Below are 25,416 nucleotides of genomic sequence, written 5' to 3'. Positions count from 1 at the left end.
ATGGCGGGCCCGCACCGGGGAATCGAGGTGAACTGCCACAGATGGTCAGCAATCTGACATAGCTACGACAACGATATGCACATTCTTCGCATGACGTCCGATCAAGGTCCGCTTGCGAGACGAACTTGCCGCGATAGAGTTGCCCCGCGAATCATCGCCTGGAGGATTTATGGCAAAGCAGACGAAACCGTTTATCGTCGAAATCAAGCAGTCCCGGAAGCTGAAGCCTTCCGCTCCTAAGCCGTCGATCTGGGGAAGGTTGGACTTGAGCACTACGGAAGATCTGGCTCCCGCTGACCCGTTGACAGAGCCGGCCACCACCGAGAGCGGCGACCGACCGTAAGCCTACCTGAAGCGTTCAAGCACTCAAGCAGCGTCCCGAAAGTTGGCCGCCTCCGGCTGTAACCCGTGAAGGAAGACCGTTGCGCGCTGCGCATGGGCAGCCGCCTGGAAGATCGCCCGCTTGTCGTCGGCCAGCACCTTCAACCAGGACTGAAGGTACGACGCGTGATCAGGCCGCGGCTCGAGTTCAGGGGCTATCCCGAGGTCCGCGCAAAGGAAACAACTGCCAAGCTCGGCAATCAGCTCTTCGCGGGCACGTTCGCTCCTGTCTTTGGCATAACGTGACAGGTCTCGGCCGACGCGGTTCTCGGCGGCAGTCCAGTGCGTCGCCTCGTGGCTGAGCGTAGCATAATAGCTCGCCGCATCCTTAAACGTCTCGAAGGGCGGCATCTGGATGAGATCAGGACCTGGCGCATAGAATGCCTGATTGCCACCATGGCGGATCACCGCGCCGGTATTCCGGAAGAACCGGTCCGCCTGCTCGATACGCTCAACATGGTCCTGGGCTGGCGCCGGCCGGTAATAATAGTGGTCGGGCAGACCATCGATCTGTTCGACGTTGAACACGGAATAGGCCTTCAGGAAGGGAATTTCCCGATCGACCTCACCACCTTTTCCGTCCGCTTCGGATTTGGTGAACCGGCTCGCGAACACGATCGTCGATCCGGTCTCGCCCTTTCGAACGGCGGCCCCGAGTTCCAACGCCTGCTTGAACGTCATCCACATCGACGAAGCAAAGCCACGCGACATCTGCTCTGACCAGAGCAGGAGAACGTTCATGCCCGAATAGGGCTGGCCGTTGTGGCGGAGCGGGCGGGTGATCCGGCCATCCGTATTCGCCGCATTCCAGGGCTTCATCCAGGGGCGGACCCCGCTTGCGAGGTCCTCGAGGATCCGATCGGTAATGCGGGAATAGATGTCGGTGCGCTGGCTTTCGACCTTCTTGCTCATTTCTCATCTCCACTATTCGGAGCCGCGCCAATCGCGGCCCCGTCGCGCAGGCCAAGGTCAGGAGCCATGAGCCGACGGCTTGCACCGGAACGGCCGAAACGAAGTGGAGGACGGCGAAGCCGTTGCCTGACGTGGGCGGCTCCTGCAGGTCCGACGCACGAGACGGGCCGCAACGGCCCGATCAAATTCCTATTTCCGCTTTCCCTCCATCGAGAGCCGGCATGAAAAAAGGCCGCCCCAAAGAGACGGCCTCTAACGATAAGGGGGGCGGGCCCCGCCGCATGGTGTCAGTCGAAAGCGGACATCTGGGCCGCGGCCGCCTTGCGATCCACAGAATGTCCGGGGTTTTCGACTGGGCGATCGAACGGCTTCCAGCTCTCACCGACGATATGCTTGTAGGCGGCGACGGCACCTTCGGCTGCCATCCGTAACGCGTGAGCCTGGATGCCCATGTCGGCGGCGAATTCCCGCTTGCGGTGGGCGGCGCTATCGTAGCCGACGGGACCGTCGAGGTCTTCGTCGCGGGCATCGTTTGCCGCCTTGGCCGTGGCATCGCGTGCCTGGGTGACGGCATTGCTGTAGAATTGGCCGGCGCCGTGGGCGGAGCCGACATAGGCGCCGACGATGCGCTGCAGGTGGATCTGCATGGCCCGGTCACCGAGGCCTTCGCTGAGAGCATCCGCGGTCTCGGTGATGAGCCGTTCGTGGAGGTCGCGGATCCCCTCGCTGTCGATGACGGCGGTCCCGAAGCTTTCGGCGATCTTGATCGCCTGGGCGCTGTCTGGGCAGGTGAGGCGGACCATTTCGACGGTGGCGCCCTTGCGGAGCTGGACGACCCGGGCGGTCTGGCGAGTGGTTACGGGCTTGGCCATGTCTCTTCCTTTCGAGCCGAAGTGGTTCCGGCCCCGTGCCGGCTTGCCCTTCGGTGCGGTCGACCGAACCGGCGGAAGACGGGCGCTTCAAGGTCCGGGCGTGCCAGGCCAAGCGGAGCCGATCTGCGAGCCAGCAGGGCAACCGCCCTGCGAGGCCGAGCGGAACTGCTCCGCGCAGGACGGCGGGTTCCGGCCGCCCCGCGGCGCGATAGCGGCCTTGAAGTGGACGGCCGCTGGCTCAGACCGCAGCAAAACCGAAGGACAAACCGTCACGGTGCCATCACCGGACACGACAAGGATATGGCTCCAGCCCGTTCTACTCCTCGCTTTTGCCGATGCCCACATGCGAGACCGCTGCGTTCCCGTCGGACTGGCTCCGCAATACTGCCTTCGGCAACCGGTAGGATTGAAGCCATGTGGGACCATGGGTGTTACGGAGACCGCGCAAGATCCCGCCATCGTCAGAAGGCGGTCCACCCCCCATCCAGACATCGCTGAGGATGCTCTTCCAGCGTCGTCCATGCCTGGCGGCATACGCTTGTAGTGCAGCTTCCTGATCGTCGCTCGGGGCTGGCCATTGCTGGCGCCTGTGTTTGGCAGCACGCAATTCGGTCCCGTTGCGCTCTGCGATCATGCGCTTGAGCTCGGCCACGCCCGCGTCAAGGCATGCTTTCCCTTCGAGATGATGAAACCGCAGCCAGAACGCAGTTCGCTCAGCATTGGAAGATCCGATCCCGGCGTTCCGCTCGAGGTCACCTATTGTTGCCATGTCATCAGCCCTCCGGACTCGAGTGTGGGCCGGCAGAAGATAAACGGTCGCGTAGCGCTGCGATCGCAGCGTCCTGTCGAGCCAGCTTTCTTGATAGGGCTTCGGCCTCTGGCTGACGCTCTGCTGTGAGGCCGGCTAGGTTGGCGCGATAGCGCTCGAGCAGGGTGCTGCCATCGGGCGCCTTTCCGCGATGGTAGCCGGTCTGGCGCCTCGCAAGCTTCGGCAGGATTGCCGTCATCCGGCGGGTGATCTGCCTGTCAATGAGTTCCAGCTGCCTCTGGGTCTGACGGCGGGCGTCCTCCATGCGAGAGAGCTGGGTTTCGGGTGACATTACCGGTGCCATCATGCCGCCCTCGCGCTCCAACCGACGAAGCTCGACGGACCATCATAGGCGGCATGACGCGCGAGATCGATGACAAAGCCAAAGCGACCGCGCCTACCATATTCTTCATGAGGAACGAGAAAGCGACGCTCCTCTCGCTGGGATTCGCGATTGCCGCCTCTCTTGGCGAACACCTCAGTCATGCCGGAGTGGTGAGAGGAGATGATTGCAGAGATGACGATCCAGTCGTCAGCATGCACGCGATCAAACTCAGCGCGATCCTTCAACCAGGATTCCCCGGCGCTGAGCTGACGGCCGCGAAGCTTCTCCCAATAATCCGGGAAGGTGTTGCGCGCGGCCTCATTGGCGCACTGGCGCTCGTAGCCGGTGAAGAGATCCGGGAACGTCAAGGCGACGATCGCCCATTCGCTATCTTCCTCGTACCAACCGCCCGCGCTGCGAACCGAGGCATCGACCTGAAGATTTCGATCGGGAGAAAGATGAAAGCCGCCATGTCCTGAGGTCGAGTGGCTGACAATTCCCTCGGCATAGATCGTCGCCAGCTGCGAGCCGCCCCATGGCGTGCTTGCCGACATGCGTGTCTGGATGCGGGAGAAGGCTGAAAGTTCCCGCATGTGCTCCGCGGTCTCGATTGCGCGGAGACGGAACGCCGCTTCGTCCTTCACGCGCCCATCGTGGCGATAAAAATGGTGACGCCGCACTTCGGCTAACGGCTTGGTGATGCGCCAAGCACTGGCCAGAAAGAAGTCGCCGCTTCCGTTGGAGATCAGGCCGAGGAGGATTTCGCCGATGCGTGCAACAGGAAATCCGTCGGCGCTTGTCCCGAACTCGACGCCATCGGCGGCTGAGCAGATGGATACTGGGTCTGTGGCGGAGGTAAATGATGCTCCGTTCATGGTCGGGCTCCTTTGTTTGAAGGTCCTGAAAAGCAAACCGCCGCCGGGATGACCGGCGGCGGAGCGGAAGATTTGGAAAGGACTGGTGGGATTACTCGGCCGCGATCCCGTAGGCCGTTTCGTGGTCGTCGAGCGTGCCCGGACCCTCATCCGCTTCGACCATGTCGGAGACATCAACCTCTCCATGCCCGTCATTGGCGACGATACCGCCGTCAGTGCCATCGTCGGTCTCGCCCTCGTCCTGCGGGGTCGCTTCGTGATCAAGATGCTTGAGGAGGGCGAGAACCTCCGTCGGCTCCGGCGCGAACAGAGCAGACGGATGGACGAGGTTCGTATCGCCTTCGAAGTGGGTGACGAGAGCTGAGCGGGTCTCGCGGACACGCGCACGCGGCTCGACACCGGCATCCTTGGCGACGGTTTCAAGGGCCCGACGCGATAGGGATGCGAGGAAATCCTCCATGCCCATGTTCGGCAGGTAGCTGTCCGCACCGATCGCCTGGCCGGCGACACGGGACACGACGCCGCTGTTCGACATGCCGCGTCGGCATGAGAGCACGTCGATCAGGGCTGCACGTGCAGCGCCGCGAACTGTATCCATGTCGAAAGACAGCTTGCCATCCTCGGTGAAGAGGCGAGCGGCATGGCGGCCGAGGCGCGCACCGCCGTAAAGGTTGCCGCCCGCGCCGGAGTCGACGCGAACGTTCTGTCCCGCGAAGGCAAGCACGAGCAGCGCCATCAGCATATCGTCTTCGATCAGAGCGCGGCCGAGGGCATCGTGCAGGGCGTCGGTGCGGAAATCGCCAATCATATCCTGACCCTTCTGGGTAACATCCGGGCGTGCCTTCGGTGTTGAGCCGGTATCGTCATTGATGGCGCCCTCGGCACCATTTGCACTGTCGCCCTTCGGCTTCGCCGCCTCGGGCATGCGGTAGTAGACGGTCTGAACCTTGCCGTCGCGATTGAGATAAAGGCCTGTGTTGTCGGATTTCGAGGGCTTGCCGTAGACCTGGCTTGCCTTCTTCGGCAGTTCCGGCTGACCCCAGCTGTTGACCTCGACGATCGCGCCGCGCTTCGGCAGATTGGACGTCATCCATTCGTGCTGGGCGCCGAGAAAACCTTCGACGTTGGTGGTGTAGCGGCTGTCCTGGTCGGCCGGCGCGAACAGATCTTCGACCCATTCGATGCCATAGGCCTCGCGCAGATCATCGCCGAAGCTGGCATCCTTGGCATACATGCGCTTCTTGGTCAGGGCATTGGCGATCGACCACCAGGCAGCGGCGTCGCCCTTCTTCGGCTTGTGCGCCTTCCAGACTTCCTTCTGTTCGACCTCACCGGCGGCAGCAATGATCCGCAACTGCTGCTCGGAGGGCATATCGCCCTGCGCCATCTGCTCGAGCATCGCCGGCAGAACGTTTGCAAGCAGGCGTAGCTTGCGGATCTGGCGAACGGGGAGCGCCAGCGCGACGGCGATCGCTTCCTCGGTCCAGCCGAGTGCGACGAGCCGCTCGATACCCCGCCATTGGTCGACCGGGTTTAGCGCTTCGCGCACGCTGTTTTCGACCATCGAGCGCATGGCGCCGTTGTCGTTCGCAGCATCCACCACGAGGATCTCGATTTCCCCGAGGCCCGCAGCGATCGCGAGGCGCACTCGGCGATGGCCGGCATCGATGATGTAGCCATTGCCACCATCCGCTTCGGGCGCAACGATGGGCGGCTGGACGATACCGACGGCTTTGATCGTCGCCAGCATCAGCGCATCGGCCTGTGGCGACGATTTCGTCTGACGCATGCGGTCGGGGTTTTCCTTCAGAGCGCGGGGATCGATCGTCTTGATCTGCATGGGACTGTCCTTTCGGGAGGGTTACGAGCCGGCGCCTTGCCAGCCCTTCCTGTCTTCATTTTTCTCGAAGACACCTCCGGGACCGCGGGGTCGGCCGAACTGCCGCAACTGCGGCCGAGCATCCCTGCTGGGCAGGACGAGCGGGGCATCTGCCCTGCGAAGGACAACCGGCCGGGATCGCACAGGCGGCGGTTGAGCGGAAGCGGCGGCAGGAGGACCGATCTGCGACCGGTTCCATTTTCTTTCCCTATACTTCGCCCTTTTCTAATTTACATCGCAGCGATTACCCCGCCAAATGGCGCGGAGGTTCATCATGCAGCGCCAGATCTGCGTATAGACGCGGCCCGTCTGAAAGACTTAGGGGCGCCGTTTCAGAAGCGAGAACGCATCAGCCACTATCCTCTTCAGCGTCGCCTTTCGATCGGCCTCGACCGCGGACGTTGGGGCAGGGTGAGTAGCCGGAACCGGCCCGCCATCCTCAGGATCCGCAACCGGATCTGCGAGTGAGATAGCCGGTTTCGCAGCAACGACGATGTGCGAGACGGTCGTTTCGTCGGACTTCACAGTGACGGCGACTTTGTTGCTGGATCGGATCTGGTCGACCGCAATTCGAGCAGCGGCCTCCTCGTCGTCGGCTTCAATGAGAGAGGTCTGGATTACAAGATAAAAAGGCATGGGTTCCCGCAGTGTTATTCTTCAGGTCTCATCGCGCGCGCATCGGTCAAGGCGCCAAAAGCGAAAACGAAATCCGTATCTCGTATCCACATCGACTTAGCGGCCGAAGCGAAAAGGGCGCTCGACCCGTGCGGGGAGCGCCCTTTTCTCTGATCCCGGACGATATCGAAAGCCGCGGCGGTTGCCCGGCGGCAGGACATCATCGAAACGGGAAGCGATGCTCAGATATTGTTGATAGCGACAGATTTCAAGTCGCGGCGTGAGCGACCCCCTGATAGATGTCGCCGCCCATCCGATAACTCCCAAGTCGAGGCAAGATGAGCACGGACCCCAACACCCGGAAATCCATCGCGCAGCGGGCCATCGACAGGGCGAAAGGCCATGGCGTGCCCATCGATGAAGATCCGGCCTTCATCGCGCTTCTCGACGAATGGGTTCGCGGCGAGATCGATATGAAGCAGATGCGAGAGCGCTACCTCGGCAGACTCGCCCTGTAGGAGGCCGAGCAACGCGGCCGCCTCGCGCGCAGGCGAGCACGACCGGAACCGGGCGAGACCTGAAGACCTCCGGTTCCGGCCGCTTCAAGCGGCCTCCTGGGCACCGTCATCCACGGCGGCGGCCGCCAGTTCGTCTTCGATCCCACGGAGAAGACGGCGCTTCTCGGAGAGCTCATCGGCGAACTGGAAGGTTCCGCCCGTGCGGGAACGATAGGACGTCAGGCGTCGCTCGGCGTCATCCAGGCGCTGGCGATAGCGCCGTTGTTCCTCCTCGAACCCGTCGAGCCCATGCTCGAGCCGGGAGATCGCTCCAAGTGGGGTGACAGTGATAGCAAGCTCGATCTCGTAGTCGGCGCCGCTGCGCTGGATGAGCGTCTTGTAGCGATAGCCATCGCCCCTGCCGAACCGCTCGCCCTCGTAGACGAGATCGAACCCGCCGATCGTCGCCAGATGAACCTCGCCCTCGTGCTGGAGCTGCAGAAGCGTGAGGATCTCTTTCATCAGTGCGCGGCCGGCCTCCTTGCGCTCGGTATGGCTCTCTCCCAGCACCGTCATCGTAAAGGCGTCGCCTGACGTGGGCTGGAGCCGCTCGAGGTCCTGGCCGACCTCACCGATGCGGCGGGTCGAGATCTCGATCTCGCGTTCGGCATCGCGCATCTGCCGGCGGACGGCATACTGATCGTCTTCGTGGGCGGCGCGGAGCCGTTCGAGCCGGGCAATGTCGGCTTCCAGGCCGGCTTTCTGCATCAATCGCTCGTCGCCGGACGCGATGGCCTTGGCCATGGCGAACTGGTTGGCGGCGCCTTCGCCTACATCTTCGAGCCTGCGGATCGATGTGTCGCCTGAAAGGGCAGCGGCGATAAACCGCGCCTTGCGTTCGTTGTTCTGCCACATGGAAGCGTCGAGACTTCCCTCGGTGGCATAGGCGAAGATGTCGACCTCGTCATGCTGGTTTCCCTGTCGAACGATGCGTCCTTCGCGCTGTTCGATCTGCGACGGCAGCCACGGGACATCGAGATGGTGGAGCGCTTTCAGCCGGAGCTGGGCATTGACGCCGGTGCCCATGGTCTCGGAGGATCCAATCAGGAAACGCACCTTGCCGGCGCGGACATCGCCGAACAGCCGTTGCTTGGCCTCGGTCTTCTTGTAGTCCTGCATGAAGGCGATCTCCGCCGCGGGTACGCCGAGCCGGATCAGCTCGTCGCGGATGAACCGGTAGGCCGAAAACCCCCGGGTCTTCTCGACATTCATAGTGCCGAGATCGGAGAAGATCATCTGCGCGGCCCCCGGCAGTTCGAAATCCTTGCCATCGGGGCGCCGGTAGACCGCATCACCGGTCTCCTTCCAGATCCGGTGCGCATTGCGGACCAGGAGATTCAGCTTGTTATCGTCCTCGTTCCCAGCCGCCGGCATGACGAACCGCAGATCGATAGCGGCGTGGCGGCCGTCAGTGATGACGGATAGAAGAATGTCGTCACCGGGTTTGGCCGGACCCTCGCGCTGTTCGATCATCTTGATCCTGCTGCCGAGCGTCTGCTGATAGGTCTTGAACAGCGCCGTCGGCTTCGCGGTCAGGATCTGCCGCCGGCCGGTCGAGATGTCGGGCACCCTCACATACTGCCGAAGGTCATCCGGCATGACCACATCGGCAAACGAGCGGAACATCGCGATCAGCTCGGGGACGTTGACGAACGACGCAAAGCGACTGACCGGCTTGTATTTGCCGGATGGTTGGATTTCCAGTTCGGTCGTCGTATCGCCGAAGCAGGACGCCCAGGCATCGAATTCATGCAGCCCGCGCTCGAAAAGAGCCGCGTGGCCAAGCAGTCTCTGGATCGAGAACATTTCGCCTAGCGTGTTGGTGATCGGCGTGCCGGAGGCCAGCACCAGCGCCCGGCCGGGATTTTTCGTCTCGATGTAGCGGGACTTCACATAGAGATCCCAGGCGCGCTGCGAGCCGTTCGGATCGATGCCCTTCAGCGTCGACATATTGGTGGCGAAGGAGAGCTTGCGGAATTCCTGCGCCTCGTCGACGACGATCTGATCCACACCGATCTCCGAGATCGTAAGAAGATCGTCCTTGCGGGTAGCGAGACCTTCGAGCCGCTCCTTCATTCCTTCTTTCAACCGCTCAAGCCGCTTACGCGAGACGCGGTCCTCGCTGTCGACCTTGGTCAGCAGATCCTCGTATAGCTGCAGCTTGTCCTGGATCATCTCCTGCTCGAAGGCCGACGGCACGGCGATGAAGCGAAACGCCGAATGGGTGATGATGATCGCGTCCCAAGTGGCGGTCGCTGCCCGCGACAGGAAGCGAGCGCGCTTGTCCTTGGTGAAATTGGTCTCGTCGGCCACGAGAATGCGCGCGTTGGGGTAAAGAGCCAGGAATTCGCGCGCCGCCTGCGCCAGGCAATGGCCGGGGACAACCAGCATCGCCTTGGCGATCAGCCCCAGCCGGCGTTGCTCCATGATCGCGGCCGCCATCGTCATCGTCTTGCCGGCGCCGACGGCGTGGGCGAGATAGGTCGAGCCATCGGCGATGATCCGCCAGATGCCGCGTTTCTGGTGCCCATAAAGAACGAAGGCGCCAGAGGCGCCGGGAAGTTTCAGATGGGAGCCGTCGAATTTGCGCGGCGCAATGTTGTTGAAGCGGTCGTTGTAATCGCGGGCCAACCGGTCGGTGCGGTCCGGATCGGTCCAAACCCAGTCTTGAAACGCCTGCTTGATCTTCTGCAACTTGTCGCGCGCCGCCTCGGTATCGACGACGTTCAGCACCCGGCGCTCGCCATCGACATCCTTGAACACATCGAAGATCTGCGGGACGCGGCTGTTTAACGCATCGGCGAGCAGCTCGCCGGCATGCCGGCGGCCCGTGCCCCATTCGGATGTGCCGGCTGCAGAATAGCCGAGCTGGCGCGCTTCCACCGTCCTGGAGCTAAGCTCCGGCATGTGGTGGATGCGGATATCGCTTTCCATCCTTTCCTTGACGAAGGCGACGACATCCGCGGCCGGGATCCAAGGCGCGCCGAGGCGTGCCGTGATGTCCGACGGACGCAGGTCGGCCGGTTGGACCGCCTGAAGGGCACGAACATTGCGCTCGTAGACCGGATCAAGTTCCGCTGCTGCCTGCGCGGCCGCCAGCTTGGTGCGGACCGATCCGGAGAGATAGGCATCGGCAGTCTTCCAGGAACCATCAGCCGGATCTTGAAACACCGTGTCACGGAGGTCATCGATGACTGCGGAGATTTCGCGATGGAGGAGCTCGGCGATATGATCGAGATCGACATGGCCGCGCTCGTTGAGTACGACCGCCAGCGCATCAGCCGCATTGGTGATGACAGGCGACATCGGCGGAGCGATCACACGGGTGGCGAAGATCGGACCCGGCTTCGCCGTGTCGGTCTCCAGATCATAGTCCTCGATCGATGCAACCAGCCAGCAATCGGGATCATCGCGGAAGGGCAACAAGTTCGGCTGACGATGGGTCTCCTTCACCTCGCCGGTCTCTGGATCCTCCTGGATCGAGACGGTTGTGTGGTTGATCGGACCGAAGTCGCGGACGAATGCCGACCAGGCGAGGCGGAGCCGCACCTGCAGGTCGCGCCACGGCCGGTCCGTCTCCTGGGCCTTCAGTATCTCACGGACGGCATCGCGGATCGGGACCAGTTTCGAGATGATCCGAACATGCTTTTCAGAGATCCCGTCACCGGGGCGGCCCTTCCGGACGGTCACCGCTACCGCCGTGCCGTCGAGCATCTGCATCAGCCCCTTCGCCCGGTCAACGAAGAAGCTGCCTTCGCGGACCGGGCTATCCTTCGGCCTGAGGTCGACGATCTCGGCGAGCTCATCTTCCAGATCGATATCAATCGGGGTCGGCTCGCCGTCATAGACGTCGGCCGGAAGAAGTTCGATGGCGGCGTCGAGGATGGTGTCGAGATCGGCTCCGTCGCGGGCGACGCAGGTGTACGTCTCGCCAAACGGCCCAGAGGTGAGGGCATGGGTGCCGAGCACGAAGTCGGGATGGCGTGCAAACCAGCGGTTCACGCGGATCGCACCCTCATCGTCGACAGCAGGCCGCACCTCATCAACATCAAGCCAGATCTGATCGCCTTCCGGTTCTCCTGCCTTGCGCTTGCGGAAGAAGAGGATGTCAACGACGACATCGGTGCCGGCGTCGCGCCGAAAGCTGCCTTCTGGCAGGCGGATCGCCGCGATCAGGTCGGCGGTTTTGGCGATATGCTCGCGTGCGGTCGTAGCGGCCTTGTCCAACGTGCCATGCGAGGTGACGAAGGCGGCCAGTGCGCCCGGCTTCAACAAGTCGATCGAGCGCGCAATGAAATAATCGTGGAGCCGCAAGCCAAGCGACCGGTAGGCCCGGTCGGAGCGGACGGTGCGATCGGAAAAGGGCGGATTGCCGATGGCGAGATCGTAGATCGGCGCCAGATCCGTGCGGGCGAAGTCGCCTTCAAAGATGCGAGACCGCGGCTGAAGAAGGCGCACGATGCGCGCCGTGACCGGATCGAGCTCGATCCCGGTGACATAGGCGGTGTCGCGGTACTCTGGTGGGATGAGGGCAGGGAAGAGCCCTGTCCCGATACCGGGCTCAAGCACCCGGCCCCCGCGCCAGCCGAGACGCTGGATCCCAGCCCAGATCGCCCGGACGATCAGTTCCGGCGTGAAATGGGCATATTGGGTGCAGCGGGCAAGCGAGGCATAATCAGCCTCCGACACGGCGGTTTCGAGCGAAGAACCGAGCGCGTCCCAGCCATCACGAAAATCGACCTCGCCCGGCCGGCGGAACATGCCATTGGCAAGCTCGCCAGCACCGAAGCCAGTGAAGCGGACCATCTGTGCCTGCTCCTTGGCGGTCGCCGGCCGCTCCTGCTTCACTATGCCCTCCGTGACCAGGATTGCCGCCACGTTGACGCGAGCACGATCCTTCCATGAGGCACCGAGACCGCGGTCGCCGTCCAGATAGAAATTCTGGCGCTGACTGTTCGGGCGCGCCGCCGAAGTCACAACTGGCAAAGCCGGGGCGGGCGCCGGCGGAGTGGGATCGGGATCGTCGTCATTGGCCGCCACTGTGTCGAAGCCGCCAAATGCGGTGACACCTAGCGCAAGGCCTGAAGAGAGCGCAGAGCTACCGAACATGTCGAGAGTGAAAGGATCGTTGCTCATCGGGAGTTTTCCTTTTCGGATGCGCGCCATCGCTCGCCCGCCGCAATAGCGGGCTGGAAGCGCCTGATGGATTGAAGGGATTGATGACGCCTAGGCCGCGATGTCAGGCAGATGCCGCATATGAACGGGCAGTTTGGCGGCGATCTCATCATCGGTAAGGTCGTCCAGCAGCTTCAGAAGCGTGCCATTGGTACCGCTCCACAGCATGACCATGCGCTGCCCCTGCATCACCGGTGGAAACCGATCGGCATAGCCGCGATAGGCATTCGCAGTGCTGCTCCAGGTATGTTCTAGTCGCTCTTCACGGGACATGGCGCGAACCGGCTGGGTTTCGCGCTCGAAGATCGTCGCCCGCATCGTCTCGACCGAAGTGGGATCGGACAGGTCGCAATAGCCGTGGAAGTACCGAGGCTTTCCGTCGATCCGCAGCGCATGCTGGTGGTCGAGCCCGTTAGGAATTCGCGCAACGCGAAGATCGGCCCGCACATCCACAATGGCGGCAGGATATTGAGCATGTAATCGTAGAGTGCCTCATCAATTTCGAACCATTCTCCGCTGTAAAGCGGAGCAGCATCGCTCTGCCACCGGTCGGGGCGCTGACTATGGCGATCGAAAAGCCGGAACATTTGCGGGCGCGTTGCGACGCCCTCGAAAATCTTGCGGATGGGGGCAGGGGTGTTCATCTCTGGCTCCTTCAGGTTTCGGGACCTGGCGATGGCCACTCCATCACCTCTGTTTTAGTCCCTCATGACACCTTCCGGGCCGCCGGCATCCCGATCGGCCGCGTCAAGGGCCGGCTTTAGCCGGGCGAAGCCTCCCTTGATGCGGTCGGCGGCGATGCGGCACGCCTCTCTCTTCCTTCGCTCTTCAATTTCTCTCTCCTTCTCTCCTGCAGGACTTCATTCCAATCCTCCGCCGGCGGCCGGAGACGGACCGAAGGGCGATCGACCTGTGCGGCCAGTGCCTGAAGACGACGTGCGAACGCATCGCCTTGGCTATTGGCATCGGTGGCACAGACGAGGTGAGTGCCAGGGCAAGCGAGAAGGTCGACCAGCGCCGCTTCGGTTCTGGGCGACCATCCGCCACCGGTACTGAGGTAAAGACTTCCGTCCTGCAGATCTTCGATCGTGGCGAGGCTCATCGCGTCGATGGCAGCCTCCGTCACGCAGAGACGGAGAGCGTCAGGCGCACCCAGGCGAAACAGAACTTTGCTGCCACCCGTCGAAAAGCCGCGCCAGTCAGGTCCGCGCTCTTCCCATCCAACCACCAATCCGGCGCCATCGCTATGGGCGGCCCACATGCTGCCGAATGGACCTTCTCGAACGATCCCTTGATTGATGGCCGAGCGCAGGATGGAGATCGGGATCGCACGCGACCAGCAGAGATACCTCCAGACGCCGGATCCAGTAGCTGGAAGACCGCGACCTTGCCATCGTGTCAGAATATCCGCAGGCTCGACCTTGGACGGCGGCTTCTTCCAGATGACGGGTGCAGCTGTGAAGCCGATGAGATCGCCAACACGGTCGACAGCCTCTGAAAATCCTAAATGCTGAAGCAAGCAAGTAAGAGCGAAAACGTCGCCTTTATCGTCGCTCAAGGGATCAAACCAGCCGCGACCTTCGTGGGTGACGATGATGATTTCCGCTCCGCGACGAAACTTCACCGCCCGGCGCGTGCTTTCCTTCACATCGACCGCGAACCCAGCCTGTTCGAGGACGGCAGCACAACTCACCGCCTCGCGTAGTTTCTCGATTTCTTCTCTTTTCATGATTTTCCGATCGCCTGCGATCGTTCCTCAATTTAACTCCCCGCATGATCGGCGGGACATCTTCCAGCCGCCGCGAAGAGCAGAGGGGGCAAGGGCGCGGGAAGCAAGGTGCAAGGTTGCACCGCCCGCGGCGAAGCTTCCCTTGCCGCCGATAGGTCGCCAGCGGCACTCGGAACGGCAATTGCCGGCTCAGTGAGCCGGCCACGGATGAAATTCATGGATGACCGAAAGGTCATCATCGGCGTCGATCTCGTCAGAGGGCAGGACGCCATACTCCCCGTCGACTTCGAAGACGGTGACGGGGACCATCAGGTCGCGGGAGAGCTGGAAGGCGTGGGACTGTGCGAGAGAAAGATCGTGCGACATGTGAGAGGCTCCATTTGGGAGCGGGCCAATTCCCGCTCGATGGCTCCTCAAAAGGCCCTGGGACGGGCGCGATCACCGCGAGGGTGCAGCCCGAGTGGCCGCAGCTTGCTAGCGGACCCCTTGCGGGTTGATCGTGGAAGATCCGGATCTGGGCCAGGACGCCATCGCAAGAGAGCGGGTTTGGCGTGCTTCCGAATGGTGCCGCCCAGCCACAGCCGAATTCGAATGGAGTTGGACACTCAGCCGCGTACAAGCCAGACATTCGGGACATTTGCGGATGTCCTTCACAGACGAAAGGGAGAGGCGTGTATGCACACGCATGTGTTTGCAAACCGCTCGACGATAAGCCATGTCATGGAGGAGGTGAGGGCGAACAATGCTGGCATTCGGAAACATGTTGGACCTGGCGGGAATTGAACGAAGCACGGTCCGGCTGCTTCGACATCAGGACAACCGGCATGCCGGGTTCCCGACACCCTATGCTTTATGGCGTGACCATCGCGAACGCTTCGAGGCATACCAGGCGACCCAATCCTTCGCCAGTGAGCCGAAACTGCGCGCGACCTACTGGGCCTCTTTCGTCGGCGTTCCCGAGCGGGAAACGTTGTTCGTTGGGCTATACGCAGCCCGGCTTCTCGGCCCATTGCCGGCCGATCGCCAGCACCCGATCACCGGCGGCATAGAGCCCGCCGGAAGCTGCAACGTTTACGAAGTTGATCGCCTGCCTTCGCTTTCCGAATACGCCGGCCGGCTCTGGATCGACTGGGGCGATAGCTATAGGTCCTGGATCCAGCGCGGTGACGGTAAGGCGAAGCGCCTAATCGAACTGCGGCGAACTCTAGGCGATCCTCCATTCCCCGGCTTTGCGGCCTTTATCGCCAATCTCTCCGATATCGAGAGCCTTCCCGCGACCTGGCAGGCACCTCTGTCTGCGACGAGGGGCATCTATCTTCTGACCTGCCCGAGAACGCGCGAGCAATATGTCGGCATGGCGTCGGGTGTCGACGGCTTCATCGGCAAGTGGCGCGAATACTTTGCAACGGGCCACGGCGGTAATGTCGGGCTTAAGAGTCGCGACCCCAGCTACTACCAGCTATCGATCCTCGAAACGGTCGGCTCGACCGCGACGACCGCGGACCTCGGGGAGCTCGAACGACGCTGGAAGGACAAGCTGCAGAGCCGGGAAATGGGCCTTAACAGGAACTGACATGACAAAAGCAGATCAGATACGCTCATTAGCGGCGGGTGGCCTGAAGGCGGCGGACATCGCTGCTCGATTGGGGATCGCTATCAGCATGCCTACAATGTCATCAATGCCGGTCCGCGTCGGACGTTGGAAGCGGCGACCAAGCCGTCCCCCATCGATCGACCGGAAACGCGCCCACAAAGCAAACCCGCGCTCACGACCGACATCCTGATCAGCGGCGGCTTTACACGGGTCGGACGCTGGATCATCTCGGGGGACAGCCTTGCTGTCGAAACGCCTGCGCCGAAGTCCAAGGGTGTCTATGCCTTCGTAAAAGCCGGCGTCGCGCTCTATGTCGGCGTCGCAACAAAAGGGCTCGCGGGCAGGCTCTATTCATATGGGCGCCCGGGGATCTCGCAGCGAACCAACCAGCGCCTCGAAGCCATCATCATGGCAGAGCTGTCAGGCCCTGAGGCCATTGAGATCTTCATAGCCATGCCTCCGGATCTCGAATGGAATGGCCTGCCGGTCAACGGAAGTGCGGGCCTTGAGCACGGATTGATCGAGAAATACTCGCTTCCGTGGAATATCCGCGGCGCCACTGCGCTCGAAGCCATAGCCGGCCCGGGTCAACCGGCGTTAGGCCGAGATCCGGGACAAAAAATGTAGAACATCGGAGAAATCAGCATAGCGACGGCCGCTCGGCCGGGATTTCGGGAATTCTCAACACGGCACTGCCGGAAGTAGCGCAGCCGCAGGAGGCTTAGCATAGCGCCGGTCAGCGGAAGCGGGGACCGACTGCGCCCGGCGGGGGCGTTCCGCTTCAGGCTGCTGCCTGGTCGTCCGAGACATATTCCCTCAAGCCGTCGAAGACTCCCAGTCTTTTTGGCGGAGCCTCCTTGACGCATCGTTGGGGCGGATCGGGGCCAGTCGATGACCATCGCTTCGATAAGAGGGCCGAGGCCGTCTCCTTCTTAATCGATCTCGTCAAACAAAAAAGCCTACGCGGTTGGGCGTGGCCACGGGCGCATAGACACAAGGTTGTGCGTTCTAGCTCAGATCGAAGCAACGCAGGATTGACCAATGCACTGGCTACAGGCGCTATTGCGCAACTCCTTCAAGCTGGGTTGATTCGCCCCGGAGAGATCCATGGCCGTCGTCGATGCTCGAATTCTTATTCTCTGCAAGACCTACCCGTCGCCGAGCGGAAAGTATGCGGAGACGACGTGTGTTGCTGGGATGGACGAGAGTGGCAAGCTGGTCCGCCTCTTCCCGGTTCCTTTTCGTCTTATTGCCACGGGTCAACAGTTCAAGAAGTGGCAGTGGATCCGTGCGAAGGTTGAAAAAGCGCGCAAAGATCATCGGCAGGAAAGCTTGACCATCAAGGTCGACACGATCGAAGGCGAAGCCGTCGTTCAGCCGGGCAAGGATTGGGCCGAACGAAGACACCTGATCTCGCCCATCCATGTCTACGATCATTTCGATAAGATAGATGCCGAGCAGCGGGCCAGCGGTATGTCGCTCGCCATGTTGAAGCCGGCGCGGATCCTTGGTCTGGATATCGAGCCAGTCTCGAATCCCGAATGGACCGAAGAGGAACTGGCGAAGCTAGTGCAAGAGCAAAAGCAGGGCGGTCTCTTCGATGATGAAGACAAGCCATCGATCAGGACCCTGCAGAAGCTTCCCTTCGACTTTTACTACCGCTACCAGTGCGGCGAAGGTCCAGGCGCGAAAATGTTCAGGCACAAGCTTGTGGACTGGGAGGTGGGTGCTCTCTATTTGAACTGTCATCGCTCCCATGGAGCCGACTGGGAAAAATACTTCCGGGACCAACTCGAAAATAAGATTCCAGCGAAGGACCTGATGTTTCTCATGGGCAACCAGCACCGGTTTCAGGACCAGTGGTTGATCATCAGCCTCATCTATCCGCCACATCTTGCCCAGGGGCTGCTGCTATAGCTAAAGAGCTACGACCGCTTCGGAAGCCGGTCCTGGTTTCGGATGTACCGTGCAGGATCGTCGCCGAAGAGATGCGTCATCTCGTATCCGAAAGCGCCCATGCGTTCGCCGACTATGAATCGGTGGCAGGTTTTCGGATCGCGTTCGAAGCAGAGGAGGCAGACCGCCTGCTCCTCGGAGGCGGTCGCGAGCTCTTCAATTGCCGCGGCTACTTCGGGAAGGTCAACATGCCCGGAATAGATCGAGCGGAACCGATCGTAGTCGCCCGCCTTCGCCGCTTCACGGCCTTCTTTCGGATCGCCAAGCTGCTGCATCGCGAGATACTTGATGCCGGCTTTTTCAAGATGCTCCCGCAAAGCGTTCTTGGAGAATCCCTTCTTGCGTGACAGGGGAACTGCCCGGACATCTGCTACCGCTTCGATTCCGACGGCGGTCAGCGTCTTCACGAAACGCTCGATGTCGGTGCCCTCGTAGCCGATGGTGTAGACTGTCTTCATGCGATGCTCCTTCTTCGCTCGCGATAGCGAGCGTCGCTGGCCTGACGCTTGCCTAGCGCGAACGCGCCTCGATACTGCATCGGGGAGGGGGCCGCCAGAGGGAAACGCCGATTTCCGCAAGGGCGGGTAACCTGGCCGCCGCTATTGACTTGCAATGCCGAAGACCTTCTAGCCCGAGTTTCTGTGGACGGCCCGCATCGCGCGTTTGCAGGAATCTTAGCCAGCCTTGTACCTTCCCGGTCGCTAAACGTTACAGGAGAGATGGAGATGGCACTGAAGTGGACCGCGCTTGGTGTCCTGCCGAAATGTCGCCGCACAATGGGTCTTCGCAGGGTGGACCTTCCTATGTCTGGTGCGCAGTCTCGAACGAGCTGCAGCCCAACTCAACGGAATGATCCAATCCACGTCCGCAGCAGGGACGCTCAGTGCCTCAAATCGGGTTTGACGCGCTGAGTTAGAAGGCTGGCACTTCGCTTATGCGGTGGCGCCAGCCAATGCGTTGAACACTTCTCCCGTCTTGAGCATGCTGTGCATGATGACCGCAAGCTTACGGGCGATCGCCACCGCAGCGCGCTTGAAGCCCAACCGCTCACGCAGTTTAAGCCCCCAGCTCTTGAGACTGCTCTCGTTCCTGGCACTGGTTCTCGTAAGGATCACAGTCGCCGCTTCATAAAGCAGTCCCCGCAGACGGTGGTCACCTCTTCGCGAGATGTGGCCGTCATAATCGACTTCGCCTGACTGGTAGCGCCGCGTTGTCAGCCCGAGCCAGGCGCCAACCGAGCGCGACGTTCGGAAGTTGTCTGGATCTTCAATCGCGGCGACATAGGAGACGGCGGTGACAGCGCCGATCCCCGGGATCGTCATCAACAGCTTCGTCGCCTGGCTTTTCCGCGCCGCTACGAGCAACTGGCGATCAAGATCGGCCGCGCGCTTGCGTATGTCGCGCCACGCCTCAAGCAGAGGCAATATGATCCATGCCAGGCCGTCATTCCCATCCAAAAACTCTCTTACATTGCTATCAAACACCCGACCTGTTCCTTTGGGGACGATCAGACCGAACGTCTTCATCAGGCCGCGGATCTGGTTGCTGAGCTGGGTTGAGATGCTCAAAAGCTGATTGCGGGCCGTCACCAGCGTGCGCGTCAGCATGCTGTCGAACGCTTTTACCCGGACCGCCTTGTAGAAGCCGGCTTCGGCCAGTTGCGCCAAGCCATCCGCATTATTGGCATCGGTCTTGTTGAGCGTCTCGTTCAAGACCTTTTGCGCGTGCCGCGCTTCAATGCAGATTGCCGGAACCCCTTCGGCCGTCAGCGCATGATAGAACCACGTCGACAGCGGCCCCGTCTCGAATACGACGCGCTTGGCGTTTGGCGCGTGCTTGCGGATCATCTGCGCCAAAAGTTTTGGGTCCGAAGGGCACTTCCCGCGCCATATCCGCTTCCCGTCTTCTCGGATCGAGATGGCGGTATCTTTCAACGAAACGTCGAGCCCTATATATCGGTCCATGGTTGCCTCCATTTGGTGTTTGGGCCCGGTACCAATCGAGAGCCCGTATTTCCATCTTATCGGGGGCAACCACCCTTGCCATCCGTAATTTATAGACTGGCCTGGGACGGTCGCGCCGCGATTACCCCATGTCTGGTAGATCCACTGGATCACCTCTTCGCGCCGCTCGTGCTCGAAATCAACGTCGATATCCGGCGGCTCGTCGCGCTCCTGGCTCACGAAGCGTTCGAATAGAAGATCGTTGGTCGAGGGATCGATACTGGTGATGCCGAGGATGTAGCAGACGGCGCTGTTGGCGGCAGACCCCCTCCCCTGGCAGAGGATATCTTGAGACCGCGCATAGCGCACGATCGAGAAGACCGTCAGAAAATAGGGCGCGTATTTCATGGTGCGGATGAGATCGAGCTCGTGCCGCACGACCTTCAACACATCGGGCGGTAGGCCTTCCGGATAGCGATCGGGCGCGCATTGCCAGACATAGTGCTCCAGCGAGGCCTGGGCATCCTTGCCCGGCACGATCGCCTCCTCCGGATATTGGTAGGTGAGTTCCTCGAGCGAGAAAGTGCACCGACGGACAATCTCCAGGGTTCGCGCGAGGGCTTGCCGGTATCGCGGAAACAGGCGCTCCATTTCTTCCGGCGGCTTCAGGTAGCGATCGGCGTGGCGCTCGCGCTCGAAGCCGACCTCGTCGATCGTGGTGCGGGTCCGAATGCAGGTGACGATGTCCTGCAACTGCCGGCGACCTGGCTCATGGAAGAGGACGTCATTGGTGACGACCGTCTTCACCTTGAACCGCGCAGCGAGATTGGAAATCTCATGCAGCCGCAGCTGGTCGTTCTGCCGGCGCCGCAGACAAAGCGATACATAGGCGCGATCCCCAAACAGCTCGGCCATCTTGCGCAGCTGGATCGCGCAGGCGTCATCCGGCAGATCCGGCACAAGAATGCCGATCATGCCGTCATTGTATGCGACGACGTCGTCCCAGTGCAGGATACAGTTGTTCTTGCCACCGCGCGACTTGCCGAGCGTGATGAGGCGGGTCAGCCGGGAATAGGCAGCCCGGTCGGTGGGATAGACCAGCAACGACATGCCATCTTGCAGATCGAGCCGGCAACCGACAACGAGACGTAATCCCGTGGCACGGGATGCTTCGAGTGCCCTAACGATTCCGGCAAGCGAATTGCGGTCAACGACGCCGAGTGCTTCGATGCCGAGGGCCTTGGCGGTCTCGAACAGTTCCTGCGCCGAGCTTGCACCGCGCAGGAAGGAAAAATGGGTCGTGACCTGCAGCTCGGCATAGCTCATGCGAAGATCCCATGCACGAACCAGCGATGGCTTCCGGTTTCGGGATCGATGCCATCACCGGAGCGAAACACCCAGAGACGCTCGCCAGCCTCGTCTTCGATGACGAAATAATCCCGCACCGCCTCCATCTCCGCGTCGCGCCGCCACCACTCGCCAAAGATCCGTTCCGGACCGTCGGCGCGCTTGACCTTCCGCCGCTTGCCGCGCCAGGTGATCGAGACCGGCGGCCGGTCCGGCAGCAAGGCGATGGCCTCGATCAGCTCCGGACGGGCCAGCAGCCGGACCGGCCGGCGCCAATGGCTGACCCACGTGACCTCGACCGGATCGGCAGCAGGACTGATGCGCTGGACGGAGCGCTCGGGCACGTCGGAGGCAACCGGTGCCACCCGATAAACACGTTGCCCACGGTTGCCGTAGATATCGATCAGCGGCGTCACGTCCTTCACTTCCTCCTCGACCAGCGAGGAGGATTTCTGGCGCTCCTCCAGCGGCTCAGCCATGACCGCAACTAGGGTCAGCTTCTCGATCCCGAAACCGGGCTCGATCTTTTCCGTCCGGTCGCGAAACAGCTTCGTCAGCCAGGCGACATCGCGCACCGGCTTCACCGTGCCGGCGCGGATCGCCTGCCGCGAACCGTCAACCTTTTCGACGATCAGGTCGGCGCGGCGGACGCCAAGGCCACGCCTTTGGAGCTCCTCGATCAGTTGCACGACCAGCCGGCCGACATATTTGTTGATGGTTTCGGCAGCACCGATCGGTTCGGCAAAGGCGCGGCTCACCTCGACGAGCTCGGCGGTGCGGATCGGATTGATGGGTTCGCAGATGCGGCCGAATATCTGGTCGAGCCGCCGGCCAATCTCCGGACCGAAACGAAGCGTCAGCGGCGCGCGCGGCGTGTTGGCCAATTCGCCGATTGTCTGGAAACCAAGCGTGCGCAGATCGCTGACGACTTTCCCGGGAAGGCGCAGCAACGATATCGGCAGTCTTTCGACGGCGCGGACGGTCTCACCTGAAGGCACGATCACCGTTTCGCGGCTGATGGCGCGGGCGCAGGCGTGTGCTGCTCCCCAGGTGTCGGCGATCGCGACACGGGGCGTGAGTTTTTTTGCCAGGAACTGATTGGCGATCTTCGTCACCATCGGCAGCTCGCCGCCTTGCAGGTGATCGGCACCCTCTGTGTCCATGACGATCCCATCAATCCCATCGACCGCGACGATCGGCGAATAGAGCGTCAGCGCCCAGAGCGTAATGCGTTCGAGTGCTGCGGCATCCATTGCAGGATCCGCATCGACCAGCATCAGGCCGCGAAACAGCGCCTGTGCTTTGGCCGCCGGCATGCCGACATGAACGCCGGCTTTTCTGGCGGCCGCGTCGGCGGCCGACACCCAGCGTTTGGAGCCGCTTCTCGCGATCACGGCAATCGCCTGTTCAGGCGGAATAGACGGATCGGCGCGACGAATGCGATCCGTCGGCAGATCCGGAAGATAGATCGAGACGACCCTTGTCATCGCACGCCCTCACGAGAAACTCAGCACATTCACCCGCCTTCACGCGCATCAATTCCAGCAACCATTGGGCTCTCCCCACACCCGGCACTGGCAATTCCTCCGACGGCATGACGCTCACCCGCCACCGCGTGGTCGATGCCGTCGGCTGCCCGAAGTCATTGGCCTCCGTCTGTCGCCGCCAACGCCGGACGGCAAGCGCCATCGTGCCCGTTCGCTCAGCCGCCAGCTGCAGCCGGCGCGAGCTGATCATCGGCAGGCGAACGAGTTCACCGACGACTGCGCCGAGCCCGCCAAAGGACAGCCCTTCCTCCATGTTTGCCAGAACGTCCTCCTCCCTGTCGGATTCGACAAAGATCACCCGATCGGCATGGAGGCCGACCTCAGCGAGCGCAGGAAAGAACAGATCGGGGCGCGTCAGGCACCAGACGATCGGGCCTTTGGTGCGGGCCGCGATGCCTGCGGCACAGAGCGCCGCTGCCGCACCATCCACCGTGCCCGACCCGCCGCCTGCAAACTCGTGCAGGGCGCCATGGGCCAGACCACCTCCGGGCAAGACCGCATCGATCTCCGGCACGCCGAAGGAGAGACAGCCAGCCATTCTGGCTGACACGCCTTCCACCGATGCAATCCGCTCGCGCAGTTCAGAGATCACCCTTTGACGGGCAGCAGTCATCGTTCACGGCTCCCTTCAAGGTCGTGTTGGCGGCCGACATCATGTCAGGCAAAATGCGGATGTTCTCTTTCTGTTCCGAGCCATTTGAAGAGTCAAGCAACCGGAGGGATGGGAATATTATCCTGAACATTAGAAATCGGCAGAATACCGAAGGGAATCAGCCGAATAGCGGCCCGCGGATTTTTTTTGAGCGTTTGCGAGCGCTAATCCCTTTGTGTGGATTGCGGGGACAAGTCGGCATCGTCACAGTGCCTTTAAGATTTTTCTGCTGAACTGTCGGGATGCCGAAGCCTCCGAGATCAAAACCCCTCCTTCGCGACACCGAGGCCCCGATCCGTTCCCGGCCGCGCGGCAAGCGCAATCCAGCTCAACCACAGCTGCTGTTCGATCCAATGCCCGAGCGTGTCGAGCCTGCGCTGGCGCAACTGAAGTCCCATCCCCCAAAGGGAAACGAGTGGAGCTGGGAGCTGAAATGGGATGGCTATCGCCTCGCCGTTCATATCGAGCCGCAGGGGATCCGGATCCTCACGCGTGGCGGCCATGACTGGACGCATCGGTTTCCGGCAATAGAGCAGGCCGCCCGAGCGCTCGGGCCGGCGACGATGATCATCGATGGCGAAGCCGTCGTGCTCGACGAAGACGGGCGGCCGGATTTCGGGCTACTGCAGCAATCGCTGGGCGCATCCGGTAAACAGGCTGGCAACCGTGCCTCCGAAGCCGTCCTCTACGCTTTCGATCTTGTTTATCTGGACGGGCATGATCTGCGCGGTGTCGAATACCGTTCGCGCCGACACCTTCTCGAGGACACGTTAAACGCCCCAGGGAATGACCAGGTCGGCGCCATTCGACTATCTGAAACACTCGATGCCGAACCAGCTGTCCTGCTGGAGCATGTCTGCCGCGTCGGCCTGGAAGGTATCGTCGGCAAGCACCTCGACCGGCCCTATCGCTCGGGCCGGACCGGCGATTGGGTAAAGGTCAAATGCATCCAGAGCGAGGCCTTCTTCATCGTCGGCTATGAGAGGTCGGCAGCATCCCTTGCCGGCTTCGGCTCGTTGGTGCTCGCCGCGTATCGTGGTGATGAGCTCGTCCACGTCGGAAGCGTCGGCACGGGATTCAAAGAAGTCGAGGCGATCAGGCTGCGAAAGATGCTGGACACGCTGCGATGGAAGCGAAAGCAACCGCCCCTGCCCTATTCCGGAAGTGCAGATGTTGTCTGGGTCGAACCGACCTTGATTGCCGAGATCGAGTTTCGCGCCTGGACGACAGACGGGAAACTCCGTCATCCGTCCTACAAAGGCCTGCGAGAACGCCAGGACAATGCCGACGTCTTCCGGCTCGACTAGCGAAATTAGCGCTGTCCGCTAGATTGTCCTCCACCGAGCTCAAGCGGAGTAGATGGCCTGCTATGTGCAACCTATATCGCATGGAAGACAAGGACTGGGTAGCGAAGTGGGCCCAGGACGCCGAAAGCCTGATCAACCTGATGCCCGCCTACCAGATGAACCCCAATCAGATGGGGCCGATCGTCCGCAATTCCGCCGACGGAAAGAAGCAGCTGGTCCATGCGCGCTGGGGACTGCCCTCGCCGCGCTTCGCACTTGAGAAGGCGGCCAAAGCCAAGGCCGAGAAACTTGCGGCTAAGGGCAAGCCATTCGATCTCGAAGAACTGATCCGCATGGAGGCTGACCGCGGCACGACCAACGTGCGCAAGCTCAATTTTCCGCACTGGAAGCGATGGTTCAGGTCGGCAAAGGGGACTCCATCTGCGCGATCCGGAAGCGTCTGAGGTCGTTGATGCGCCAGCAAGATGACGCGGTCCGGCGGTTCTCTGAAATGTAAGGTGATGAGCACTGGTCGCCTTGAACAGAATCGACCGGCGACACCTTATTCAAATCTGAGATTGTTCACTTGCAACAGGCTTGCAGTCGATCCTTGGCTCAAAAGCACCGCAACTTTTTCACCGTTCAAACCGCTCCAGCATTTTTCTTAACCGCGCATTTTGCAGCTTCAGCTTTCCGGCCAGCTGACCCCTGAGCACCCTGATCTCTTCATCCAGCTTCATTTCATCTGCAGCGTGCACGATCTGGGAGGCCTGGGAACCGTTCGAAATCGCCACCGCTTCTTTGCGGCGACTTCTTTGCTTGCGCGGTGCTCAATTCGCCTGACCTGCGTAGCATCATCATGTGCAGCGGTGACGTCGATGCCAGTACCGCCGGATAAAGCCGGATGAGCGGCCCCGACGGGTTTGGTCTCTTCGAGATCGACCTTATCGCCGCCACCGTTTA

Annotated in this window: 20 protein-coding genes and 3 pseudogenes; 7 read left to right on the top strand and 16 right to left on the bottom strand. The window is 61.6% G+C overall.

Going from position 1 to position 25,416, the window contains the following annotated elements; translation table 11 throughout:
* Positions 1 to 169 precede the first annotated feature (169 nt).
* Positions 170 to 343: a hypothetical protein gene (locus LPU83_RS73195; protein ID WP_167546223.1), complete on the top strand. Its 174-nt coding sequence runs from the start codon at positions 170 to 172 to the stop codon at positions 341 to 343.
* 23 nt (positions 344 to 366) lie between these two features.
* On the opposite strand, the gene LPU83_RS59760 is transcribed toward LPU83_RS73195, so the two are convergent.
* From LPU83_RS59760 to LPU83_RS59730, 7 genes are all read right to left on the bottom strand, one after another.
* Entirely contained in the window at positions 367 to 1,293 is a 927-nt protein-coding gene (locus LPU83_RS59760) for an ArdC family protein (RefSeq protein WP_024316906.1), read from the bottom strand.
* A gap of 287 nt (positions 1,294 to 1,580) precedes the next feature.
* Positions 1,581 to 2,165 (bottom strand): hypothetical protein, encoded by a 585-nt coding sequence (locus LPU83_RS59755; protein ID WP_011654732.1) that lies wholly within the window; start codon positions 2,163 to 2,165, stop codon positions 1,581 to 1,583.
* A gap of 316 nt (positions 2,166 to 2,481) precedes the next feature.
* Positions 2,482 to 2,934, bottom strand: a complete 453-nt coding sequence (locus tag LPU83_RS59750; protein ID WP_024316905.1) for a hypothetical protein — start codon at positions 2,932 to 2,934, stop codon at positions 2,482 to 2,484.
* Between the two features lie 4 nt (positions 2,935 to 2,938).
* Entirely contained in the window at positions 2,939 to 3,280 is a 342-nt protein-coding gene (locus LPU83_RS59745) for a hypothetical protein (RefSeq protein ID WP_024316904.1), read from the bottom strand.
* Positions 3,277 to 4,173 carry a DUF7007 domain-containing protein gene (locus tag LPU83_RS59740; protein WP_024316903.1) on the bottom strand — a complete coding sequence of 299 codons (897 nt, stop codon included), beginning with the start codon at positions 4,171 to 4,173 and terminating at the stop codon, positions 3,277 to 3,279. Before LPU83_RS59740 ends, LPU83_RS59745 begins: the two co-directional genes overlap by 4 nt.
* Positions 4,174 to 4,264: 91 nt before the next feature.
* Positions 4,265 to 6,013 carry a ParB N-terminal domain-containing protein gene (locus LPU83_RS59735; protein WP_024316902.1) on the bottom strand — a complete coding sequence of 583 codons (1,749 nt, stop codon included), beginning with the start codon at positions 6,011 to 6,013 and terminating at the stop codon, positions 4,265 to 4,267.
* 357 nt (positions 6,014 to 6,370) lie between these two features.
* Complete coding sequence (locus LPU83_RS59730; RefSeq protein ID WP_024316901.1) at positions 6,371 to 6,688, bottom strand: hypothetical protein; 318 nt, start codon at positions 6,686 to 6,688, stop codon at positions 6,371 to 6,373.
* A gap of 317 nt (positions 6,689 to 7,005) precedes the next feature.
* On the opposite strand from LPU83_RS59730, the gene LPU83_RS59725 reads away from it, so the two are divergent.
* Entirely contained in the window at positions 7,006 to 7,185 is a 180-nt protein-coding gene (locus LPU83_RS59725; protein ID WP_024316900.1) for an antitoxin VbhA family protein, read from the top strand.
* Between the two features lie 84 nt (positions 7,186 to 7,269).
* Here LPU83_RS59725 and LPU83_RS59720 read toward each other — a convergent pair whose 3' ends face one another.
* The 4 genes and pseudogenes from LPU83_RS59720 to LPU83_RS73190 form a co-directional block, all read right to left on the bottom strand.
* A complete protein-coding gene (locus LPU83_RS59720) occupies positions 7,270 to 12,360 on the bottom strand; it encodes a DEAD/DEAH box helicase family protein (RefSeq protein WP_024316899.1) in 5,091 nt (1,696 codons plus the stop codon).
* A 90-nt stretch (positions 12,361 to 12,450) separates the two neighbouring features.
* Positions 12,451 to 13,043, bottom strand: a pseudogene (locus LPU83_RS59715) (DUF1419 domain-containing protein).
* Positions 13,044 to 13,159: 116 nt separating this feature from the next.
* Positions 13,160 to 14,128: a DUF3991 and toprim domain-containing protein gene (locus LPU83_RS59710; protein ID WP_011654725.1), complete on the bottom strand. Its 969-nt coding sequence runs from the start codon at positions 14,126 to 14,128 to the stop codon at positions 13,160 to 13,162.
* A gap of 189 nt (positions 14,129 to 14,317) precedes the next feature.
* Positions 14,318 to 14,494, bottom strand: coding sequence for a hypothetical protein (locus LPU83_RS73190; protein WP_011654724.1), 177 nt, complete (start codon positions 14,492 to 14,494; stop codon positions 14,318 to 14,320).
* Positions 14,495 to 14,870: 376 nt separating this feature from the next.
* On the opposite strand from LPU83_RS73190, the gene LPU83_RS59705 reads away from it, so the two are divergent.
* The 3 genes from LPU83_RS59705 to LPU83_RS59695 all read left to right on the top strand — a co-directional run bounded on the left by LPU83_RS59705 (position 14,871) and on the right by LPU83_RS59695 (position 17,639).
* The gene (locus LPU83_RS59705) at positions 14,871 to 15,701 is read left to right on the top strand and encodes a GIY-YIG nuclease family protein (RefSeq protein WP_024316898.1); all 831 of its coding nucleotides are present in this window, start codon (positions 14,871 to 14,873) and stop codon (positions 15,699 to 15,701) included.
* 126 nt (positions 15,702 to 15,827) lie between these two features.
* Complete coding sequence (locus tag LPU83_RS59700; RefSeq protein ID WP_063828730.1) at positions 15,828 to 16,349, top strand: GIY-YIG nuclease family protein; 522 nt, start codon at positions 15,828 to 15,830, stop codon at positions 16,347 to 16,349.
* A 480-nt stretch (positions 16,350 to 16,829) separates the two neighbouring features.
* Positions 16,830 to 17,639, top strand: coding sequence for a hypothetical protein (locus LPU83_RS59695; protein ID WP_011654722.1), 810 nt, complete (start codon positions 16,830 to 16,832; stop codon positions 17,637 to 17,639).
* 8 nt (positions 17,640 to 17,647) lie between these two features.
* Here LPU83_RS59695 and LPU83_RS59690 read toward each other — a convergent pair whose 3' ends face one another.
* The 5 genes and pseudogenes from LPU83_RS59690 to LPU83_RS59670 all read right to left on the bottom strand — a co-directional run bounded on the left by LPU83_RS59690 (position 17,648) and on the right by LPU83_RS59670 (position 23,128).
* Positions 17,648 to 18,136 (bottom strand): DUF488 domain-containing protein, encoded by a 489-nt coding sequence (locus LPU83_RS59690; RefSeq protein WP_011654721.1) that lies wholly within the window; start codon positions 18,134 to 18,136, stop codon positions 17,648 to 17,650.
* A 474-nt stretch (positions 18,137 to 18,610) separates the two neighbouring features.
* Positions 18,611 to 19,642: an IS110 family RNA-guided transposase gene (locus LPU83_RS59685; protein WP_040680749.1), complete on the bottom strand. Its 1,032-nt coding sequence runs from the start codon at positions 19,640 to 19,642 to the stop codon at positions 18,611 to 18,613.
* A gap of 177 nt (positions 19,643 to 19,819) precedes the next feature.
* Positions 19,820 to 20,947 (bottom strand): annotated as a pseudogene (locus LPU83_RS59680) (PHP domain-containing protein); the annotation flags it as partial.
* Positions 20,944 to 22,455: a Y-family DNA polymerase gene (locus LPU83_RS59675; RefSeq protein WP_024318872.1), complete on the bottom strand. Its 1,512-nt coding sequence runs from the start codon at positions 22,453 to 22,455 to the stop codon at positions 20,944 to 20,946. The gene LPU83_RS59675 and the pseudogene LPU83_RS59680, both read right to left, overlap by 4 nt.
* Entirely contained in the window at positions 22,376 to 23,128 is a 753-nt protein-coding gene (locus LPU83_RS59670) for an ImuA family protein (RefSeq protein ID WP_024318871.1), read from the bottom strand. Before LPU83_RS59670 ends, LPU83_RS59675 begins: the two co-directional genes overlap by 80 nt.
* Before the next feature lie 281 nt (positions 23,129 to 23,409).
* Between LPU83_RS59670 and ligD the strand changes: the two genes are divergently transcribed.
* Positions 23,410 to 24,474, top strand: a complete 1,065-nt coding sequence (gene ligD, locus LPU83_RS59665; RefSeq protein ID WP_024318870.1) for a non-homologous end-joining DNA ligase — start codon at positions 23,410 to 23,412, stop codon at positions 24,472 to 24,474.
* 62 nt (positions 24,475 to 24,536) lie between these two features.
* A pseudogene (locus tag LPU83_RS59660) lies at positions 24,537 to 24,872 on the top strand (SOS response-associated peptidase); the annotation flags it as partial.
* Positions 24,873 to 25,416 lie beyond the last annotated feature (544 nt).

The organism is Rhizobium favelukesii (assembly GCF_000577275.2).
Taxonomy (GTDB): Bacteria; Pseudomonadota; Alphaproteobacteria; order Rhizobiales; family Rhizobiaceae; genus Rhizobium; species Rhizobium favelukesii.
The sequence above is the reverse complement of the archived record's forward strand: the minus strand, read 5'-3'. Positions and strand labels throughout refer to the sequence as shown.

Bases quoted from the DNA above. Each gene is read 5' to 3' on its own strand.
- LPU83_RS73195 (WP_167546223.1), top strand. From the start codon at position 170: ATGGCAAAGCAGACGAAACCGTTTATCGTCGAAATCAAGCAGTCCCGG.
- LPU83_RS59760 (WP_024316906.1), bottom strand. From the start codon at position 1,293: ATGAGCAAGAAGGTCGAAAGCCAGCGCACCGACATCTATTCCCGCATT.
- LPU83_RS59755 (WP_011654732.1), bottom strand. From the start codon at position 2,165: ATGGCCAAGCCCGTAACCACTCGCCAGACCGCCCGGGTCGTCCAGCTC.
- LPU83_RS59750 (WP_024316905.1), bottom strand. From the start codon at position 2,934: ATGGCAACAATAGGTGACCTCGAGCGGAACGCCGGGATCGGATCTTCC.
- LPU83_RS59745 (WP_024316904.1), bottom strand. From the start codon at position 3,280: ATGATGGCACCGGTAATGTCACCCGAAACCCAGCTCTCTCGCATGGAG.
- LPU83_RS59740 (WP_024316903.1), bottom strand. From the start codon at position 4,173: ATGAACGGAGCATCATTTACCTCCGCCACAGACCCAGTATCCATCTGC.
- LPU83_RS59735 (WP_024316902.1), bottom strand. From the start codon at position 6,013: ATGCAGATCAAGACGATCGATCCCCGCGCTCTGAAGGAAAACCCCGAC.
- LPU83_RS59730 (WP_024316901.1), bottom strand. From the start codon at position 6,688: ATGCCTTTTTATCTTGTAATCCAGACCTCTCTCATTGAAGCCGACGAC.
- LPU83_RS59725 (WP_024316900.1), top strand. From the start codon at position 7,006: ATGAGCACGGACCCCAACACCCGGAAATCCATCGCGCAGCGGGCCATC.
- LPU83_RS59720 (WP_024316899.1), bottom strand. From the start codon at position 12,360: ATGAGCAACGATCCTTTCACTCTCGACATGTTCGGTAGCTCTGCGCTC.
- LPU83_RS59710 (WP_011654725.1), bottom strand. From the start codon at position 14,128: ATGAAAAGAGAAGAAATCGAGAAACTACGCGAGGCGGTGAGTTGTGCT.
- LPU83_RS73190 (WP_011654724.1), bottom strand. From the start codon at position 14,494: ATGTCGCACGATCTTTCTCTCGCACAGTCCCACGCCTTCCAGCTCTCC.
- LPU83_RS59705 (WP_024316898.1), top strand. From the start codon at position 14,871: ATGCTGGCATTCGGAAACATGTTGGACCTGGCGGGAATTGAACGAAGC.
- LPU83_RS59695 (WP_011654722.1), top strand. From the start codon at position 16,830: ATGGCCGTCGTCGATGCTCGAATTCTTATTCTCTGCAAGACCTACCCG.
- LPU83_RS59690 (WP_011654721.1), bottom strand. From the start codon at position 18,136: ATGAAGACAGTCTACACCATCGGCTACGAGGGCACCGACATCGAGCGT.
- LPU83_RS59685 (WP_040680749.1), bottom strand. From the start codon at position 19,642: ATGGACCGATATATAGGGCTCGACGTTTCGTTGAAAGATACCGCCATC.
- LPU83_RS59675 (WP_024318872.1), bottom strand. From the start codon at position 22,455: ATGACAAGGGTCGTCTCGATCTATCTTCCGGATCTGCCGACGGATCGC.
- LPU83_RS59670 (WP_024318871.1), bottom strand. From the start codon at position 23,128: ATGACTGCTGCCCGTCAAAGGGTGATCTCTGAACTGCGCGAGCGGATT.
- ligD (WP_024318870.1), top strand. From the start codon at position 23,410: ATGCCGAAGCCTCCGAGATCAAAACCCCTCCTTCGCGACACCGAGGCC.